12 protein-coding genes are annotated in these 16,817 nt (G+C 64.6%); 7 read left to right on the top strand and 5 right to left on the bottom strand.

Features of this window, described 5'->3' with window-relative positions; all coding sequences use genetic code 11:
- Positions 1-59 precede the first annotated feature (59 nt).
- The 4 genes from AC24R4_RS03265 to AC24R4_RS03250 all read left to right on the top strand — a co-directional run bounded on the left by AC24R4_RS03265 (position 60) and on the right by AC24R4_RS03250 (position 5,730).
- Complete coding sequence (locus AC24R4_RS03265; protein WP_400397502.1) at positions 60-476, top strand: response regulator transcription factor; 417 nt, start codon at positions 60-62, stop codon at positions 474-476.
- Positions 473-1,126 (top strand): response regulator transcription factor, encoded by a 654-nt coding sequence (locus AC24R4_RS03260; protein ID WP_400397505.1) that lies wholly within the window; start codon positions 473-475, stop codon positions 1,124-1,126. Before AC24R4_RS03265 ends, AC24R4_RS03260 begins: the two co-directional genes overlap by 4 nt.
- Positions 1,127-1,420: 294 nt before the next feature.
- Complete coding sequence (locus AC24R4_RS03255; RefSeq protein ID WP_487522214.1) at positions 1,421-3,787, top strand: chitinase; 2,367 nt, start codon at positions 1,421-1,423, stop codon at positions 3,785-3,787.
- A gap of 1,397 nt (positions 3,788-5,184) precedes the next feature.
- A complete protein-coding gene (locus AC24R4_RS03250; RefSeq protein ID WP_487522213.1) occupies positions 5,185-5,730 on the top strand; it encodes a hypothetical protein in 546 nt (181 codons plus the stop codon).
- A gap of 176 nt (positions 5,731-5,906) precedes the next feature.
- Here AC24R4_RS03250 and AC24R4_RS03245 read toward each other — a convergent pair whose 3' ends face one another.
- From AC24R4_RS03245 to AC24R4_RS03235, 3 genes are read right to left on the bottom strand one after another with little or no spacing between them, the layout of a single operon-like run.
- The gene (locus AC24R4_RS03245) at positions 5,907-7,376 is read right to left on the bottom strand and encodes an efflux transporter outer membrane subunit (RefSeq protein WP_487522212.1); all 1,470 of its coding nucleotides are present in this window, start codon (positions 7,374-7,376) and stop codon (positions 5,907-5,909) included.
- Positions 7,377-7,396: 20 nt separating this feature from the next.
- Positions 7,397-8,581: an efflux RND transporter periplasmic adaptor subunit gene (locus AC24R4_RS03240; protein ID WP_400394423.1), complete on the bottom strand. Its 1,185-nt coding sequence runs from the start codon at positions 8,579-8,581 to the stop codon at positions 7,397-7,399.
- Entirely contained in the window at positions 8,578-11,796 is a 3,219-nt protein-coding gene (locus AC24R4_RS03235; protein ID WP_400394421.1) for an efflux RND transporter permease subunit, read from the bottom strand. The genes AC24R4_RS03240 and AC24R4_RS03235 overlap by 4 nt, the downstream gene beginning before the upstream one ends.
- Before the next feature lie 185 nt (positions 11,797-11,981).
- Between AC24R4_RS03235 and AC24R4_RS03230 the strand changes: the two genes are divergently transcribed.
- From AC24R4_RS03230 to nfsB, 3 genes are all read left to right on the top strand, one after another.
- The gene (locus tag AC24R4_RS03230) at positions 11,982-12,656 is read left to right on the top strand and encodes a heavy metal response regulator transcription factor (RefSeq protein WP_400394420.1); all 675 of its coding nucleotides are present in this window, start codon (positions 11,982-11,984) and stop codon (positions 12,654-12,656) included.
- Complete coding sequence (locus tag AC24R4_RS03225; RefSeq protein WP_487522211.1) at positions 12,653-14,089, top strand: heavy metal sensor histidine kinase; 1,437 nt, start codon at positions 12,653-12,655, stop codon at positions 14,087-14,089. Before AC24R4_RS03230 ends, AC24R4_RS03225 begins: the two co-directional genes overlap by 4 nt.
- Positions 14,090-14,263: 174 nt before the next feature.
- Positions 14,264-14,917, top strand: coding sequence for an oxygen-insensitive NAD(P)H nitroreductase (nfsB, locus tag AC24R4_RS03220; RefSeq protein ID WP_487522210.1), 654 nt, complete (start codon positions 14,264-14,266; stop codon positions 14,915-14,917).
- A 15-nt stretch (positions 14,918-14,932) separates the two neighbouring features.
- Here the strand turns inward: nfsB and AC24R4_RS03215 are convergent, their stop codons facing one another.
- Positions 14,933-15,622 carry a hypothetical protein gene (locus AC24R4_RS03215; protein WP_487522209.1) on the bottom strand — a complete coding sequence of 230 codons (690 nt, stop codon included), beginning with the start codon at positions 15,620-15,622 and terminating at the stop codon, positions 14,933-14,935.
- A gap of 127 nt (positions 15,623-15,749) precedes the next feature.
- Positions 15,750-16,670, bottom strand: coding sequence for a LysR family transcriptional regulator (locus tag AC24R4_RS03210; protein ID WP_487522208.1), 921 nt, complete (start codon positions 16,668-16,670; stop codon positions 15,750-15,752).
- Positions 16,671-16,817: the final 147 nt, after the last annotated feature.

Raw genomic sequence — 16,817 nt, 5'->3', positions numbered from 1 at the left:
GTTGGCCGCCGATGCGGGCCGCTACCATTACGCCATAAGATTGTTGTGAGGTACCGGCCTTGGCCAAGAAACTGGTTGTCGCCATCATCGACGACGACGATTCCATTCGCGCGGCGACTTCCCGGCTGGTCCGTTCGCTGGGCTGGGAGGCGCGCACTTACGCATCGGCTCAGGTCTTTCTGGAGGCTGGCGGGGCGGCGGAGGCGCATTGCATCCTGTCCGATGTCCAGATGCCCAGGATCAGCGGGCTGGAGATGCTGCGCACCCTGAACGCGCAGGGCAGCCAGGTTCCGGTAATATTCATCACCGCGTTCTGCACCGATGCCATTCGCCGCGAAGCCTTGCGTGCTGGCGCGCAGGCATGTCTGTGCAAACCTGTCGATGGCGCGGCGGTCCAGCGGTTCCTGGAAGATGTTGCGTCCGGCGCGCTTGCGCCGCGCCCCGGGACCGCACCCGGAACAAATGTGAATCCATGAATACAGCGATCCCGTCCGGAGAAGGGGTGTCGGTGGTCTACGTGGTGGACGACGACGAGTCCATGCGCCGTGCGGTGTCGATGCTGCTGCGCTCGGTCGGCTACCAGGTCGAGACCTTCGCCTCGGCCACCGATTTTCTTGCGGCGCCCCGGCCTGACATCCCCAGCTGCCTGATCCTCGACGTCCGGCTGAAGGGCCAGAGCGGCCTGGCGGTGCAGGAACAGTTCGCCGCCAGCAAGATGCCGATCCCGATCATCTTCATGACGGCCCACGGCGACATCGCCATGTCGGTCAAGGCCATGAAGGCCGGCGCGATGGATTTCCTGGCCAAACCGTTCCGCGACCAGGACATGCTGGACGCCGTCGAAAGCGCCCTGACCCGCGACGCCGCCCGACGCCAGACCGACACGCGCGACGCCGGCCTGCGCCAACGCTACGACGAACTGACCCCCCGCGAAAAAGAGGTCATGGCCTACGTGGTACGCGGCCTGCTGAACAAGCAGATTGCCGCCGAACTGACGCTCAGCGAAATCACCATCAAGATCCACCGCGCCCAGGCGATGAAGAAAATGGGCGCCCGCTCGCTGGCCGATTTCGTGCTCAAGGCCGAGGCGCTGGGCCTCATCGATTCGGCGCGGAACGGGGGGTAGGCAGATGCTCTGCGCCAGGCGATGCGCTTAGCGCACCATTCGCTCCTTTCGGACATCGGTAATCCACGATCTTTCGGGAAAGCTGGCGATCATTTGCGATACGCCAGATGGAATGGTTTTTTCTGTTTTGCGAAGAGACGAACACGGGTAGCGTGCGACGCACAGTCACGTGCGTTGCAACGATCCCATGTCAGCAAACGAATTCGAGGCCGAGCGTCCCGGCCGGGCAGGGCTTTTGATCGGCCTTTGCGTCTGTTGTCCAGTATTGCCCAGTGTGTGCCGGAGTGGGCGGCCATGAAGTCGACCGGCGTACCCAACAAGCCGCAGCGCCCACTGAAACCCCTCCGCTTTACCTTCCCCCTCCGAAAAAAGGCTGCAAAAGAAGGCGGGCCCGGCGTCGAGATCACCGACGAGCACGAGTTCCACCGCCTGCTCCGACTCGAGCCCGGTGGCGCCTTTGCCGTCAGCGCCCACGGCATGTGGCACGGCGGCATCCATATCACCGAAGCTGGCGCTGGCCAGTTCCTCGACCTGATCGGTGGTGTGCTGGCGATGGCCGACGGCGAGGTCGTCGCGTGGCGACTGGATCGAACCTGTCCGGTGACAGAACTTCCCGGCAAGGGCCAGCAGTCCGCCATCCAGGCTTGCTACAGCACGGGTTTCGCCCTGGTGCGCCACAAGATGGAGTTTCCACGCGGGACCTGGCTGACCTTCTACAGCCTGTACATGGACCTGCAGGACCTGGCTGGCTACGAGGACAGGAAGGCGTTGTCCCGCCCGGCCCATTGGTCACCGGAGTTCAAGGTCACGACGTTCGCCCGGGATCAGCAACGCGCCAGGCCCGGCCTGCGCGCTGCGCCCGCCAAGCAGAAGGGCCTGCGCGTGCGGTCCGCACGGGCCGGCGGCACAGCGCTTGGCATCCTGCCGCAGGGCACACAGTTCAGCATCAGCGAGCGCACTGGCAATTGGGGAAAGATCGCACGCAGCGGCCCGCCGATTCCGGCCCGCGTTGGAGACTTCGTGGCGCCCGATACTGCGGTCGGCGGCTGGGTATTTCTTGGGCGCGAGCATGGTGGACAGGTGGTCGAGGAATTCATACCCGACACCGCGCTCGACTGCGTAGTCGTTCCTCCAAAACCGATCAAGGTCAAAGCGGGCCAGTTGCTCGGCCACCTCGGCCGGTATGACTCGCTCAGCAACGCAGTGCCGACCCGAATGGTCCATATCGAGATCTTCTGTGGCGACGAAATCAAGGTATTCCTGCAGACGAGCCGAGCCTGGATCCAGGAACACTCGCCGCACACCGCGCGCTGGAAGGCACTTGGGTTGCCTGCCGAACCCACCCTGCTGCGTATCGACACGCGAACAAAGCTCTACAAGGCGGCCCATCAGGAGGGAAAGGACGCTCCGCGCACCGATGTCGTCCTAATGCTGTCGTTAGCGGAACTGGCCCGGCGAAAGGAACACAAGTTCAAGGAGACCAGCCCAGGCGCGGACAACCTGAAGCTGAACTGGTGGAAAGTGCACAGCGCCAATATGCTCGGCAACGAAATCAGTGGCTGGGTACGAGAACAGAATTTCGCGGGCGGTCGCGTCACGCGCGAGTATCCGCAGGGTTGGGTGGACTTCCAGACCATCGAGGGTGCGCATGACCCCGCCCATACGCTATGCGCCAAATCAAAAGCGTACGTCGACTATGCCTGCGACAAGGACATGCCGGCCGCCGCTGCGCTGGACAAACTTAGTCCGCTAATGAAAAGCGTCTATCAGGCAATTTGCCCTGGCAGTAACGGCGACCGCGCCATCGACGAACTATGCGTGGCCGCGAAAGACAGATGGCAGTCACTGCGCGCGTCGCGCCTGATTATTCGGCACGAAAGCGAATGGGCCAACCCGTCCAAATGGAAATCGCTGACCGCGGAACTCGAAAAGGAAACGGGTGCGAATGCCCAATACGCAGCCGAGCTACGGCGTATCGAGAAACTGGTGTGGTGGGAAGAGGTCAAGGCGAGACTGCCTGATTTACCTGGTCCGGCGGTGTTTCATATGCATCCGGTGGGGGTGGTTGGGAATTTCTTCGTGGATATGCGTGTGCATGATTTCATCCGAAGAATCGGCGATGTTATCGCGCACGGGGAAGGAAATTATGAGTCTTACAACACCGGCACTATCAACCACAAAGTGGTTCACTCGTTCGTAAATCCGCCCGAAGGCACGATAACCAAGAAATCGATCAACGCCATACTCGAGGCGGCTAAACTACATCCAACAGATACAGATAGAATATTTGCGGCAGGAAAATATCAGGTGATAGAAACAACTCTGACGCAAGGAAAAGCTGCATTGAAGTTGACTGGAGATGAAATATTCGATGCTGAGACGCAGGAGTACTTTTTCAGGGAGTTTCTCATTGAGAAGGCGGGTAAAGGAAAGCTGGCGAACTTTATAAAGCGCGGGGTTGGATCCGCCGATGAGGCGCAATATGGGGCGTCACAGGAGTGGGCTTCTATTGCGACGCCAAAGGGGCGAGTACGATTGAGGAAGGCCGTCTCTGACGGAAACCAATCCTACTACGATGAGCCGCCGAACTTTGCCAATCCGGAGTCCACAAAAATGTTACGTGAGATATTAGAAGAGATATCAGAGTATTGGAAAGAGTAGGTGCGCATATGAAAAGAAAGTTCATGATTTGCGTAACCATCGGACTGTTCGGTGTCCCCGCGCGACCGACTGCGTCATCGATAGTACTCCCCCAACTTTGCCTCAGTTCATGCAGCAGGAAAATTACTCATCAGTCCGCGAAAAACTACTTTCGGCGGGGTGGACGCCATATCGATCTCCTGAAGCGCTGCCCTGTGCGGCCGAAGACGAACGATGCAAAGATCGACCGGAAATGCTCGCCTGTTCCGGAGTTCAGTTGGCGCCGTGCGCGTGGCTGTGGCAGAAAAATAAGGTATTTATAGTGGTAGGTACGATTTACGAAGTAGAGGATGAGCGATTTACAGGCGTCGGCGTTTATCGCGAGTGCTTGCCATCGGAATAGATTTGGCTATGGCGCTTTGACGAGATCTCGCCATATTGAAGTCAGGAAAAATCTCCGATGAAAAGAAAGCTCATTTCGATATTGGCGATCGTGTTTCAAACGGAAATCTACGCAGAATGTGAGATCGAGCCGATTCGAGTCGTGCCCCACATCGCGATTGATCAAGCATATTCCAATGTGCGCCAAAAACTACTTTCCTCGGGATGACCGTATCGCGCTCCTAATGCGCTTCCATGTGAAATCGACGATAAACGCTGCGCGAATCGTCCGGAAATGCTTGCATGTTCTGGTGTTGGGATGGGCCCCTGCGCCTGGCTCTGGAAGAAAAATAGAATGATACTCATCGTTGACACGCTTGCCAATCGATTTAATAGCATCGGGGTTTATCACGAAATTCGTTCATTGAAATAATGAAAATGTGGTTGGAGCGGTGATCTTGATGAGATTTTGATCTGCTGTGAAAGCAGCAATGTTGTCAACATGCTGGCACCAATGGAGGGTTTTGATGCGATCAATTTTTCTTGTTTCTTTATGCTTCTTGCATGTTAATGCGGGAGCTACCTGTACGGTCGAAAAAATTCGCGATTATCCAGAGATGAGGGTTGGCGAAAAATACTCGAAAGTGCGGCAACAACTAATCTCGGCCGGCTGGACGCCATATAAAGCATCCCATGCGCTTCCATGTGAATCATATGATTTGCGCTGCAAGGGCCGCCCAGAGATGATCGCGTGTTCGGGCGTGGAGTTAGGGCCCTGTGGTTGGCTGTGGAAAAAAACAGAATGATGCTTGTCGTCAATACGCTGGCCGATACGGGCGACGAAATTTTCCAAAGCATCTCCCAATATCAAGGATGTGACTGATCGGGTGAATCATTTTCGAAGCTCGACGCGGCCATGCTTCGGCAGGAAGTGGTCGAGAAACTTTTATGGGGAATCGCGAAGTGACACCCCGGAGATCTTAAGTGATTACTGTTTTTGATAACTCGGTTGCATCACCGGCGAAGGGGAATGGACGGTGAGCGGACCGCTGCGGTATCTTAAATGGGTAGGTGTTGCTGTAATTTTAATTATATCCAAGCCTGCAATCGGCGATGCAGCTAGCCATGCGCCTATCGACGGAAGTGCCTTGCACCCAGGGTGCTCGGTCGTCTTTGAGCGAGAGTATCTCGATCAGAAGAAGGGTTCGGGCGACGTGCCTCCTTTTTTTCTTTTTCCCGTTTGGCAATGTGACGATCAACGGTTGCTTATCGATAGATATGAAATAAATGGCGGTTCTCCTGAGGTGGTGGATGCGATTATCTGGAACCGCAAAGGAATAGTGGTGTTGGTGAGGTGGCGGGTCAGTTCGCGCGCCGCGGATTTCTCAGGCGATTACTATCGTGTATTCATTTATCGCCGTATTGAATTGACCGACGCCGAAGCCTTTGTGAAAGATTGTACGCTGATGAGTAAATTTCCAGAGGGCTGGGATGGCGAATGGAAAAATGGAGAGTCAGTCGTTTTCGAATACAAGGACGCCACTTCGCTCAGGCGGAAGATCGCGAAGATCTGGACTGAATGATAATGTTCATGGAAAGCCGCTAGAAGGCACAAGGCTACTTGGTTGGCGGCGTATATATGAACAGCGTAATTATTAGCGTGATTTTCGGGATTTTCGGGATTTTCGGCGTGGCAGCTTAAGCGCTTTGCATGGTTGATGATGCTGCTCCGAAGTAATCGGGTGAGAAACAACCAGTTCTACTGGAGTCCAGCGCCCGCGCCTTCCCACCCCCCACCCAACGCCCGGAACAGCGACACGCTTGCCGTTAGCTGCCTCCGGTGCACGGCTTCCAGCGCGCGGGCGTCGGTCAGGGCGGCGGCTTGCACGATGTTGACGTCGAGGTAGGCGGCGGCGCCCTTGCGGTAGCGGTCGGTGGCCTGTTGCAGGGCGCGGCGGGATGCGGTGACGGCGGCTTGCTGGCTGGCGGCTTCATGGTCCAGCAGCCGTAGCGCGGCGTAGTTGTCTTCCACGTCCTGTACGGCCTTGAGCACCGTGTCGCGGTAGTCGGCGGCGCTGGCGTCGAACTGGGCGCGGGCGCTGTCCACGCCCGCCTGGCGCTTGCCGCCGTCGAATATCGTGGCGGCCAGCGCGGGGCCGACGGCCCAGAAGCGGCTTGGCGCGGTCAGCCAGCCGGCCAGTCCGGAGCTTTCCAGTCCGCCGTTCAGGTTCAGCATCAGCGTCGGGAAGAAGGCCGCGCGGGCCACGCCGATCTGCGCGTTGGCGGCGGCGACGCGGCGTTCGGCGGCCGCGATGTCGGGGCGGCGCTGCAGCAGGGTGGCTGGTACGGCGGCCGGGGTGGCGGGCAGGGCGATATCGGCGCTTGCGGTGCCGGCGCTGTTTGCGGCGTCGGCGGGCAGTGCCGGCAGCGCAAACGTGCTGGCGGGTTCGCCCACCAGCGTGGCCAGTGCATGCAGCAGCTGGGTACGGGCCAGTTGCAGGTCGGCCAGTTGCGCCCGTGTGCTTTCCAACTGAGCCTGCGCCTGCGCGACATCGCCTTCGGCGGCGATGCCGCCCTTGTAGCGGTTGGTCACCAGTTGCAGCACCGACGCGTAGGCGTCCACGGTCTGCTGAAGCAATGCGGCTTCGCGGTCCAGCGAGCGGATGCCGAAGTAGTCGATCGCGGCTTCGGCCTGCAGACTCAGGCGGACCGCGGCCACGTCGTCGGCGCTGGCCTGCAGGCGGGCTTTTGCGGCATCGACGTTGTTGCCGATGCGTCCGAACAGGTCGGGTTCCCAACTGGCGCCGAGGCCCAGCAGGTGGTCGGGCGTTGTTTTTCCCGCCCGCGAGTGCCCGAGTACGTTGGCCGACAGGTGCGTACTCGTGACGCTGGCCGTGGCGCCAACGGTCGGAAAGTAGTCGGCGCGGGCGGCATCCACCTGGGCGCGGGCATCGCGCAGCAGGGCCATCGACTTCAGCAGGCTCTGGTTCGATACGTCGATGCGGGCCAGCAGGGCGTCGAGCGTGGCATCGTCGTACGCGCGCCACCAGTCCGGCGCGATGGCGTCGTCCGGCTGCGCGCCATGGGCGTCGCCGTCCTTGGCTTCGTGGTAGGTGGTCGGCAGCGGCATCGCCGGGACGTCATAGGGCACGCTGGCGCAGCCGGCCAGCCATACGCAGGCCAGCACGATGACGGTGCGGTGGAAGGTGCGATGGAAGGTGCGCTTCATTGGCGGTTTCATGGTGGGCGTCATGCCGGATCTCGCTTTGCCGGCGCGGCCACGCGTACCGTCATGCCGGCCACGATGCCGTCTCCGGGGTTGACCACGACGCGGTCGCTGGCTTGCAGTCCGTCCAGCACTTCCACATGGGTGCCGAAATCGCGGCCCAGCGCCACGTGGCGGATCGTCAGTGTGTTGTCCGGGCCGACCACGGCCACGGTCGGGCCGCCGGCGGGGAACATCAGCGTATTGGCGGGCAGGTCGAGGCCGGCGTGCTCGGCGCCGACCTCCAGATGCACCTGTGCGTAGGCGCCGGGCAGGATGCGCCCGTCCTGGCTATCGACATCGAGTTCCACGCGCAGGCTGCGTGTGACGGGATCGATGGCGCCTGCCGTGCGCGCCACCGTGGCGGGGTAGCGTTTGTCCGGCGCTTGCGGCAGCGTCAGCCAGGCCTGCGTGCCGGGCCCCATTGCCGCGCTCACGTCCTGCGGCACCTGCGCATAGACGCGCAGCCGCGTGCCGGCCGAGATATGGAACAGTTCGCGACCCTGGCCGGGCGCGCTCCCGGCATCGATCAGTGCTCCGGTATCGACATTGCGTGCGGTAATCACGCCGTCGAATGGCGCGCGGATCTGCGTGTAGCTGGCAAGCTGGGCCAGCCGCGAGGTATTCGAGCGCGCCGCCGCCAGCAGCGCCGCCTTGGCGTTCATGTCGGCCACCTTCTGGTCGGTTTCCTGCTGCGCGACGGCGTTCGTCGCCTGCAGGTCCTGCCAGCGTTTGGCCGTGGTGCTCGCCAACTGGTAGTTGGCGGCGGCGGTGGCTTCGTCGGCGCGTGCCTGCCGCAGCTGGTCGGCCACTTCTGGCGCGTCGATCTCGGCCAGCAACTGGCCGGCCTTGACCGGGGTGCCGATATCGGCGTACCAGTGGCGCAGATAGCCGTTGACGCGCGCGTGGATGGCGGCGTCCTCGTAGGCGCGGACGTCGGCCGGCAGGATGATGTCGTGCGCGGCCGCTGCGGCGCGCGGCTGTACCACGCTGACGATGGGCGTCTGTGCGGCCTGCGCGCGCTGCTGCAAGACGGCGTGGCCTTGCCAGCGCGGCACGATGCCAGCCGTCAGGGCCAGCGCCACGGCGGCGCCGGCCAGGGCCAGCATGGCCGGCCTGGGATTGCGGCGCGGCGCGGCGGCCTTGGGATCGAGATCGGTTCGGGTCATGCCAGGCGCTCCTGAAGGGGCGTGTTGTGATCGGATCGGGCGCGGCGGGCCATCCAGCCATGCAGCACGGCGAAAAAGACCGGCACCAGCACCAGCGTGGCCACGGTGCCGAAGGCCAGGCCACCGATCACGGTGCGGCCCAGCGGGGCGTTCTGTGCGCCGGCACCGCCCGAGCCGAGCGCCATCGGCACCATGCCGAACAGCATGGCCAGCGCTGTCATGGCCACGGGCCGGAAACGGCTGAAGCCGGCGTCCCAGGCGGCGTCGATGGAGGGCTTGCCTGCCAAGAGGCTGTCGCGCGCATGGCTGATGACCAGGATGCTGTTGGCCGTGGCGATGCCCACGCAGATGATGGCGCCGGTCAGCGCCGGCACGCTGATGGTGGTGTCGGTGGCGAACAGCATCCACGCCATGCCCGCCAGCGCCACGGGCAGGGCGCCGACGATGGCCAGCGGATCGAGCCACGACTGGAAGTTCACCACCATCAGCAGGTAGACCAGCACGATGGCGGCGGCCAGGCCCGTGAGCAGCCCCGTGAACGATGCCTGCATGGTCTGCACCTGCCCGCGCACGACGATGTCGGACCCGGCCGGCAGTTGCGGGCGCACCTGATCGACGATGCGCTGCACGTCGCCGGCCACGGCGCCGAGGTCGCGGCCGCGCACCGCGCCGAACAGGTCGAGCACGGGCTGCACGTTGTAGTGCGACACCACGCCTTGCTGGCTTCCGCGCGCGATGGTGCCGAACTGGCCGAGTTGCCCGGCGCCGCCCTGTTGCGCGGTGTCGGCGCCCAGCCCCAGCGGGATGTTGGAGAGCCGCTGCAGCGAATCCATCGCGTACTGGGGCACCGATACGGCCAGCGGATAGCTGACGCCGTTCTTCGGGTTGAGCCAGAAGTTGGGTGCGGTCTGGCCGCTGCCGGACAGCGCGATCAGCAGGTTCTGCGCCACTTCGCGCTGCGACAACCCGGCCTGCAGGGCCCGCGTGCGGTCCACGTCGACGGTCAGCGCGGGCTGGTCGGCCGGCTGCTGCAGGTGCAGATCGGTCAGGCCCGGCACGCCGGCCAGCTTGCGCAGCAACTGGTCTGCCACCTTGCGGTTGCCGGCCAGATCCTTGCCGACGATCTGGATGTCGATGGGCGCGGGCAGGCCGAAGTTCAGGATCTGGCTGACCATGTCGGCCGGCAGGAACGAGAAGCTGACGCCCGGAAAGTCCTTCTGCAGCGTGGCGTCGAGCTGTTCGACCAGCACGCCGGAGCGGCCGGCGTCAGGCTTCAGCGACACCAGGATCTCGGCGTCGCCGGGGCCGATCGGCAGCGACGAATCGTAGGTCAGGTTGATGCCGCTGACCGGCAGGCCGATATTGTCGACGATGCCCGCCACGTGCTGCGGCCCCACCACGCGGCGGATGTCGGCTTCGACCTGATCGGTGATGCGGGCGGTCTCCTCGATACGCGTGCCGGTGCGAACGCGCATATGCAGGCGGATCTCGCCGCTATCGACGGCCGGGAAGAAGTCCTGGCCCAGGAACGGCACCAGCGTCATCGACCCGGCGCAGGCCAGCGCGAAGATCGTCATGGTCCGGCGCGGCCTGGCCAGCGCGGCGGACAGCATGCGCCCGTAGGCGCCGCGCACCCGCTCGAAGCCGGCCTCGAAGCGGCGGTGGGCCGCGCCGAACCAGCGGGTCAGGCCCGCCAGCCGCCCCGTTGCGGGGCGTTTGGCTGTCCGCGCATCCGACTCGCCGCGCAGCAGGTAGTGCGCCAGCGTGGGAATCAGGGTGCGGGACAGGAAGTACGAAGCCATCATCGCAAACACCACCGCCTCGGCCAGCGGCACGAACAGGTAGCGCGCCACGCCGCTGAGCAGGAACATCGGCAGGAACACGATGCAGATGCACATCGTGGACACCAGGGTGGGCAGCGCGATCTCGCCCGACCCGTCGAGAATAGCCTGCTCCAGCGGCTTGCCCGTTTCGCGGTGGTGGGCAATGTTTTCGATGGCCACGGTGGCGTCGTCCACCAGCACGCCCACGGCCAGCGCCAGCCCGCCCAGCGTCATGATGTTCAGCGTCTGCCCCAGCGCCGCCAGCCCGATCAGCGCGGCCAGCACCGACAGCGGGATGGTGATGGCGATGATCAGCGTGGCGCGCCAGCTGCCCAGGAACAGCAGGATCATCATGGCCGTCAGGCAGGCGGCCACCAGCGCCTCGTGCAGCACGCCGTCGATGGCCGAGGTGACGAACACGGACTGGTCGGACAGCGGCTGCACCTGCAGCGACTTCGGCAGGCCGGACAGGATATGCGGCAGCAGGGCGCGGATCTGCGCCACCACGGTCAGCGTGGACGCGCTGCCGGTCTTCTCGATTTCCAGCAGCGCGGCGCGCTTGCCGTCGTGGCGCACCACGTTGGTCTGGGGCGCGTAGCCATCGTGCACCTGCGCCACGTCGCGCACATAAACCGTGCCGTCGGGGCCGCTGCGTACCGGCAGGTCGTTCAGCGCGGCCACGGTCTGGGTGCTGCCGTTGAGGTCCACGCGGTATTCGAGCGCGCCGATCTTGGCCGTGCCGCCGGGCAGCACCAGGTTCTGGGCGTTGATGGCGTTGACCACGTCCAGCGGCGCCAGCCCGCGCGCCTGCAGCGCCGGCACGTTCAGGTCCACCATCACCTGGCGCACCTTGCCGCCATAGGGCAGCGGCACCGACGCCCCCTGCACCGTGGCCAGTTGCGTGCGGATAAAGCTGTTGCCCAGGTCGTACAGTTCCTGCTCGGGCAGCGTGTCGCTGCCCAGCGCCAGGCGCAGGATCGGCACCGTCGAGGCGTTATAGCTCAGCACCAGCGGCGGCGTGGCGCCCGGCGGCATCTGCTTGAGGATCGATTGCGCGCCCGCCGTGGCTTGCGAAATCGCACGGTTGATGTCGGCGCCGGGGTGGAAGAAGACCTTGATGACGGCCACGCCCGGCAGTGACTGCGACTCGATGTGCTCGATGTTGTCGACATCGGTGGTCAGCGACCGCTCGTAGCCGGTGACGATGCGCTGGGCCATGTCCTGCGCGGACAGGCCGTTGTAGCTCCACACCACGCTGACCACCGGGATGTCGATCGACGGGAAGATGTCGGTCGGCATGCGCAGGATGGCCACCACGCCGCCCAGCAACAGCAGGATGGCGAGCACGATGAAGGTATAGGGCCTGCGCAGGGCGAGCCTGACAATCCACATGCTTTCTCTCCCGGCGCCCGATGGCGCGGCAATCGTAAGGAACGGAGCCGATTCTAGAAACCGGCCGCCCTGTGAATTCCGGTCAAAACGATTACAGTCTTGTCATCCAAACCGGCGGCGCCGCTCGCTACCATCCAGCTGGCAATGCGGCGGACTGGCGCCGCCGAGGGCTGAGGACTGGACCGATGAAGATCCTGGTGGTCGAAGACGAACCGAAAACGGGGGAATACCTGCGCAAGGGGCTGGCCGAGTCGTCCTTTGTGGTGGATCTGGCGCGCACCGGCGCCGATGGCCTGCACCACGCGATGGAAGACGACTACGACCTGATCATCCTTGACGTGATGCTGCCCGGCATGAACGGCTGGGATGTGCTGCGCCGGCTGCGCGAAAGCAAGGACACGCCCGTGCTGTTCCTGACGGCGCGCGACGAGGTGGAAGACCGTGTGCGCGGCCTGGAGCTGGGCGGCGACGACTACCTGGCCAAGCCGTTCGCGTTCGTGGAACTGCTGGCGCGCGTGCGTACGCTGCTGCGGCGCGGGCCGGTGCGCGAGGCCGACCGCATCGCCGTGGCCGACCTGGAAATCGACCTGATCCGGCATCGCGTGATGCGCGCCGGCCAGCGCATCGACCTGACGCCGCGCGAATTTGCGCTGCTCCATTTCCTCGCACGCCGCAGCGGCGAGGTGCTGAGCCGCACGCAGATCGCATCGCATGTCTGGGACATGAATTTCGACAGCGACACCAACGTGGTCGATGTGGCCATCCGGCGCCTGCGCGCCAAGATGGACGACCATTTCGCGCCCAAGCTGATCCACAGCGTGCGCGGCATCGGCTACGTGCTGGAACTGCGCGCGTCGTGACGGCGCGCCGGCAACCCCGCCTGCTGCCCCGCTCGCTGACCGCGCGGCTGGCGGTGGCATTCGCGCTGATCGCTGGCTGCGCCTTCGCGGGCGTGGGCCTGTACCTGTACCGGGCGCTGGCCACGCAGATCATCGAGCGCGACGATTCGGAACTGCTGCGCAAGGCCGTTCGCGCGCGCGCCGAGCTGGCCGAATTGCCGGCCGCCGACGCCCAGGCCGGCCGGTGGCAAGAGATTCGCGGCATTGTCGCGGGCAACGAGGAATTCGGCTTGCGGCTGCTGGCGCCCGATGGGGCGCTGCTGACGCAGGCGGGCGCGCAGCCGGGCAACATGCCGGCGGTGGACGCCATTGGCGCCGACACGCCGCCATCGGCAGCGGCCATCCAGTCATGGGAGACGCCGGGCGCGATACCGGCGCGCGGTCTGGCGATGCAGGCGCGCGTGGGCCCCGGCACCGGCGCGGGCGCGGGCGCGCGGACGGTGCGGGCGGAGATTTACCAGGTGGCGGCGTCGCGCGTGGTGCTGCTGCGCGACTATCGGCTGAAGCTCTGCATCGCCGTGTGCCTGGGGGCGCTCGGCGCGGGCTTGCTGGGCTATGCGGCCTTGCACGCAGGCATGGCGCCGCTGCGGCGCATTGCGGCCGGCACGGCGTCGGTGACGTTTGCCAGCGGCGTGCTGCCGGTCGATCCGTCGCGGCTGCCGGCGGAACTGGACGAACTGGCCAGCGCGCTGCAACGCATGATCGACCGCCTGCGCGAACGCTACGAGCGCCTGTCGCAGTTCTCGGCCGACCTGGCCCATGATTTCCGCACCCCGATCGGCAACCTGCTGGGCCAGACCCAGGTGGCGCTGTCGAGCGAGCGGACTGTGGAGGAATACCAGGCGCTGCTGGCATCCAACGTCGAGGAATACGAGCGGCTGTCGCGCATGATCGAGAACATGCTGTTCCTGGCGCGCGCCGACAATGCGCAGGTGGCCATGCACCGGGTGGAACTCGACCTGCCGTCCGAACTCGCCCGTCAGGCCGACTATTTCGAGCTGCTGGCCGATGCGCGCGGCATCGCCATCCAGGTGGACGCGCGGGGCAGGCTCTACGCCGATGCCACGCTATTCCGGCGGGCGCTGGGCAACCTGCTGTCCAACGCCGTGCATCATTCGCCAGAAGCGGCGGTGATTGCGCTGCGGAGCCGGCATGAAGCCGGCACGGTGGTGATCGAAGTGGCCAACCACGGGCCCGGCATCGCGCCCGAGCACCTGCCGCGCTTGTTCGACAGGTTCTTCCGTGGCGATCCCGCCCGCGCCAATTCCGGGGAATCGTCGGGCATCGGGCTGGCCATCGTGAAGACCATCATGGAACTGCACCATGGCGCGGTGCAGGTGGAATCGGTGCCCGACGGCCTGACCACGTTCCGGCTGGTGTTTCCTGGCCGCTGAGAGGGGGATCGCCCTCCGGGCACCCCCCGCCCGCCGCTCCGGGCACCATGGAACCCTGGTCATTTTCACTCTCGAAGTGAAAGTCCTGACAGATTTCCCCGGTTTTTCGATAGCATCGCGGCTGCGATAATGCGACGCATAGTCGATTTACTTATCCACGATCCGGAGCCCCTCATGAATTTCACCGACGCCATCCTGTCCCGCCACACCGTCAAGGCCTACGAAGGGGGCCAGACCCTGCCGCAGGAGCAGGTGGACATGCTACTGGCGTGGCTGCACAACAGCCCGTCGTCGGTCAACTCGCAGCCGTGGCATTTCGTGGTGGCATCGACGCCGGAAGGGCGCGAGACCATCGCCAGGGCGGCCACCGGCACGTTTTCGTACAACCATCCGAAGATCGTCGATGCGTCGCACGTGATTGCGCTGTGCATGCGTGCCGACCTGGACGAAGCCCACCTGCGCGCCGTGCTGGACCAGGAGGAACGCGACGGCCGGTTCAAGGTGGAAGGCGCCCGGGAAGGCCAGGACAAGAGCCGCCGCTCATATGTGGACCTGCACCGCTACGCGCTGCGCGACGTGCCGCAATGGATGGAAAAGCAGGTCTACCTGGCGCTGGGCGGCTTGCTGCTGGGTGCCGCGATGCTTGGCATCGACGCCACACCGATGGAGGGCTTCGACGCGGGCGCGCTGGACACGGCGCTGAACCTGCGTGAGCGCGGCCTGACCAGCGTGGTGCTGGTGTCGCTGGGCCGTCGCAGCGAAAAGGACTTCAATGCCGGCCTGCCGAAGTCCCGCCTGCCGAAGGAGGCGGTGTTCACGCATATCTGAAGTCAGCGGGGGCCGTCAGGTCTGCGGGTCGGCCAGCAGCCATTGGCCGGTGACCGGGCATACCCAGACTCGCCGGCCATCGCGCCGCACCTGCTCCTCCTCGACCTGCGCCGCGGCTGCCCGGTCGTGGTCGAACGTCACGCGTAGCGCGCGGGCCACCCGGGCCGCTTCGATAGGCAGTTCCCAGGTCAGGAACAGTTGCGTGTTGTCGTGTCCGTCCTGGCTGGCCGGGAAATCGGCGGGATCGAAGCGGTCCGCGCCGCGCGGCACCACGCCGTGGGGCTGGCAGGTATCGAACAGCAGCACCGTGCCGCGACGCAGGGGGATGCGCAGGTCCAGCGATGGAAAATGTGCGTCCTGTCCCTTGTCGTCGCTCAGGAACAGATTGCAAAAGGCCGCGCCGCCGTACTGGTCGCCGTCATGGTGATACCGGGCGCCCCGGCAGACCATCAACGCGATATCGCTTTGGGCCAGCAGGCCGGGCAGGCCCAGCGACGCCGTCCAGTCGGCCACGGCCTGCACGCAGCGCGCGTAGTCGGGCCAGCGCATCCGCGCACGGGCCAGCGGCATGACCTCGACATCGCCGGGCGCCAGCGTCATCCGCGACGCAATCTCGCGCGCCCAGTCCGCCAGCAGCCGCGCCGGCGGGGCGGGAATGTCCACCGTATCCGACAGGATCACCTCGCTCACGCGCCGGCTGCGCATGGCGTCGCCGCTCCGGAAACAGGCGGTCAGGGATTGCGGCGAAGGCGGTGGGGAAGTGGGATGGCGGTCATCGGGCATGGCCGGCAGTGTAACGCCGGCCCACGCGGGGCCGCCACGTGGCGCAGGCCTAGCGCCTGCCCGTGCAGTCGTACGGCGCGAACAGTGCCACCACCCAGTCCACAAACGCCCGCAGCCTGGCGCTCTGGTGCCTCGACGGGTGGAACACGATATGCAACGGATGCAGCGGCCGGCTCCATTCAGGCAGCAGTGGGACCAGCGCGCCGGTTTCCACATGTGGCCGCGCCATGAAGCCGAAGGTCTGTGCCACGCCCAGGCCGCTGACCAGGGCCGTCAGGTGGGCCGTGCTCTCGTTGACGAACACGCCGTGCCGGCTGCGCACGTCCACGTCGATGCGCTCGCCGTCGCGCTCGAACCGCAGCGGCATCACGCGGCCCGTGAGCGACGAGAAGTAGCCCACCACGTCGTGGTCGGTCTGCAGCGCGGCCGGGTGCGTCGGCTTGCCGCGCGCGGCAACGTACGGCGCGGCGGCGTAGGTGCCCCAGTCCAGGCTGGCGACATGCCGCGCGATCAGGGACGTATCGGTCAGGTCGCCACCCCGGATCACGCAATCGACGGCATCGCCGATCAGGTCGACATGGCGGTCGCCAACGCCGACTTCGAGCTGGATTTCGGGATACGTCGCGCGGAAGGACGGCAGGTTGGGCAGCAGGATCAGGTTGGCCAGCGATGATCCGATGTCCACGCGCAGCCGCCCGCGCGGTGCGCCGCGGGCATCGGCAAACAGCGTATCCATCTCATCCACATCGGCCAGCAGCTTGACCGCGCGGCGGTAGTACGCCTGGCCCTCGTCGGTCACCACCACCTTGCGGGTGGACCGCTGGAACAGCTTGATGCGCAGGTGCGATTCCAGGTCCTGGATCAGCTTGGTGACGGTGGGGCGCGGAATGTTGAGCGTGTCGGCGGCCTTGCTGAAACCGCCGGATTCGGCGATGCGGATGAATACACGCAGGGCTTGCAGTTGATCCATGGGTTAGGAGAAGGCAGAAAACGGCCAGGGCGATCACACCGCCCGCAGTATGCCTGATTATTCATGCGGATGAATAATGATTTAATTTACTCGATGTTTATTCGTGAATCATTAATGCATACAGTTGCGCCATCCACTCTTCAACAC

The sequence above is a fragment of the Cupriavidus sp. CER-90 genome (assembly GCF_057652055.1).
Note: the sequence above shows the minus strand (reverse complement) of the source record. Positions and strands in the feature narration are given on the sequence as shown.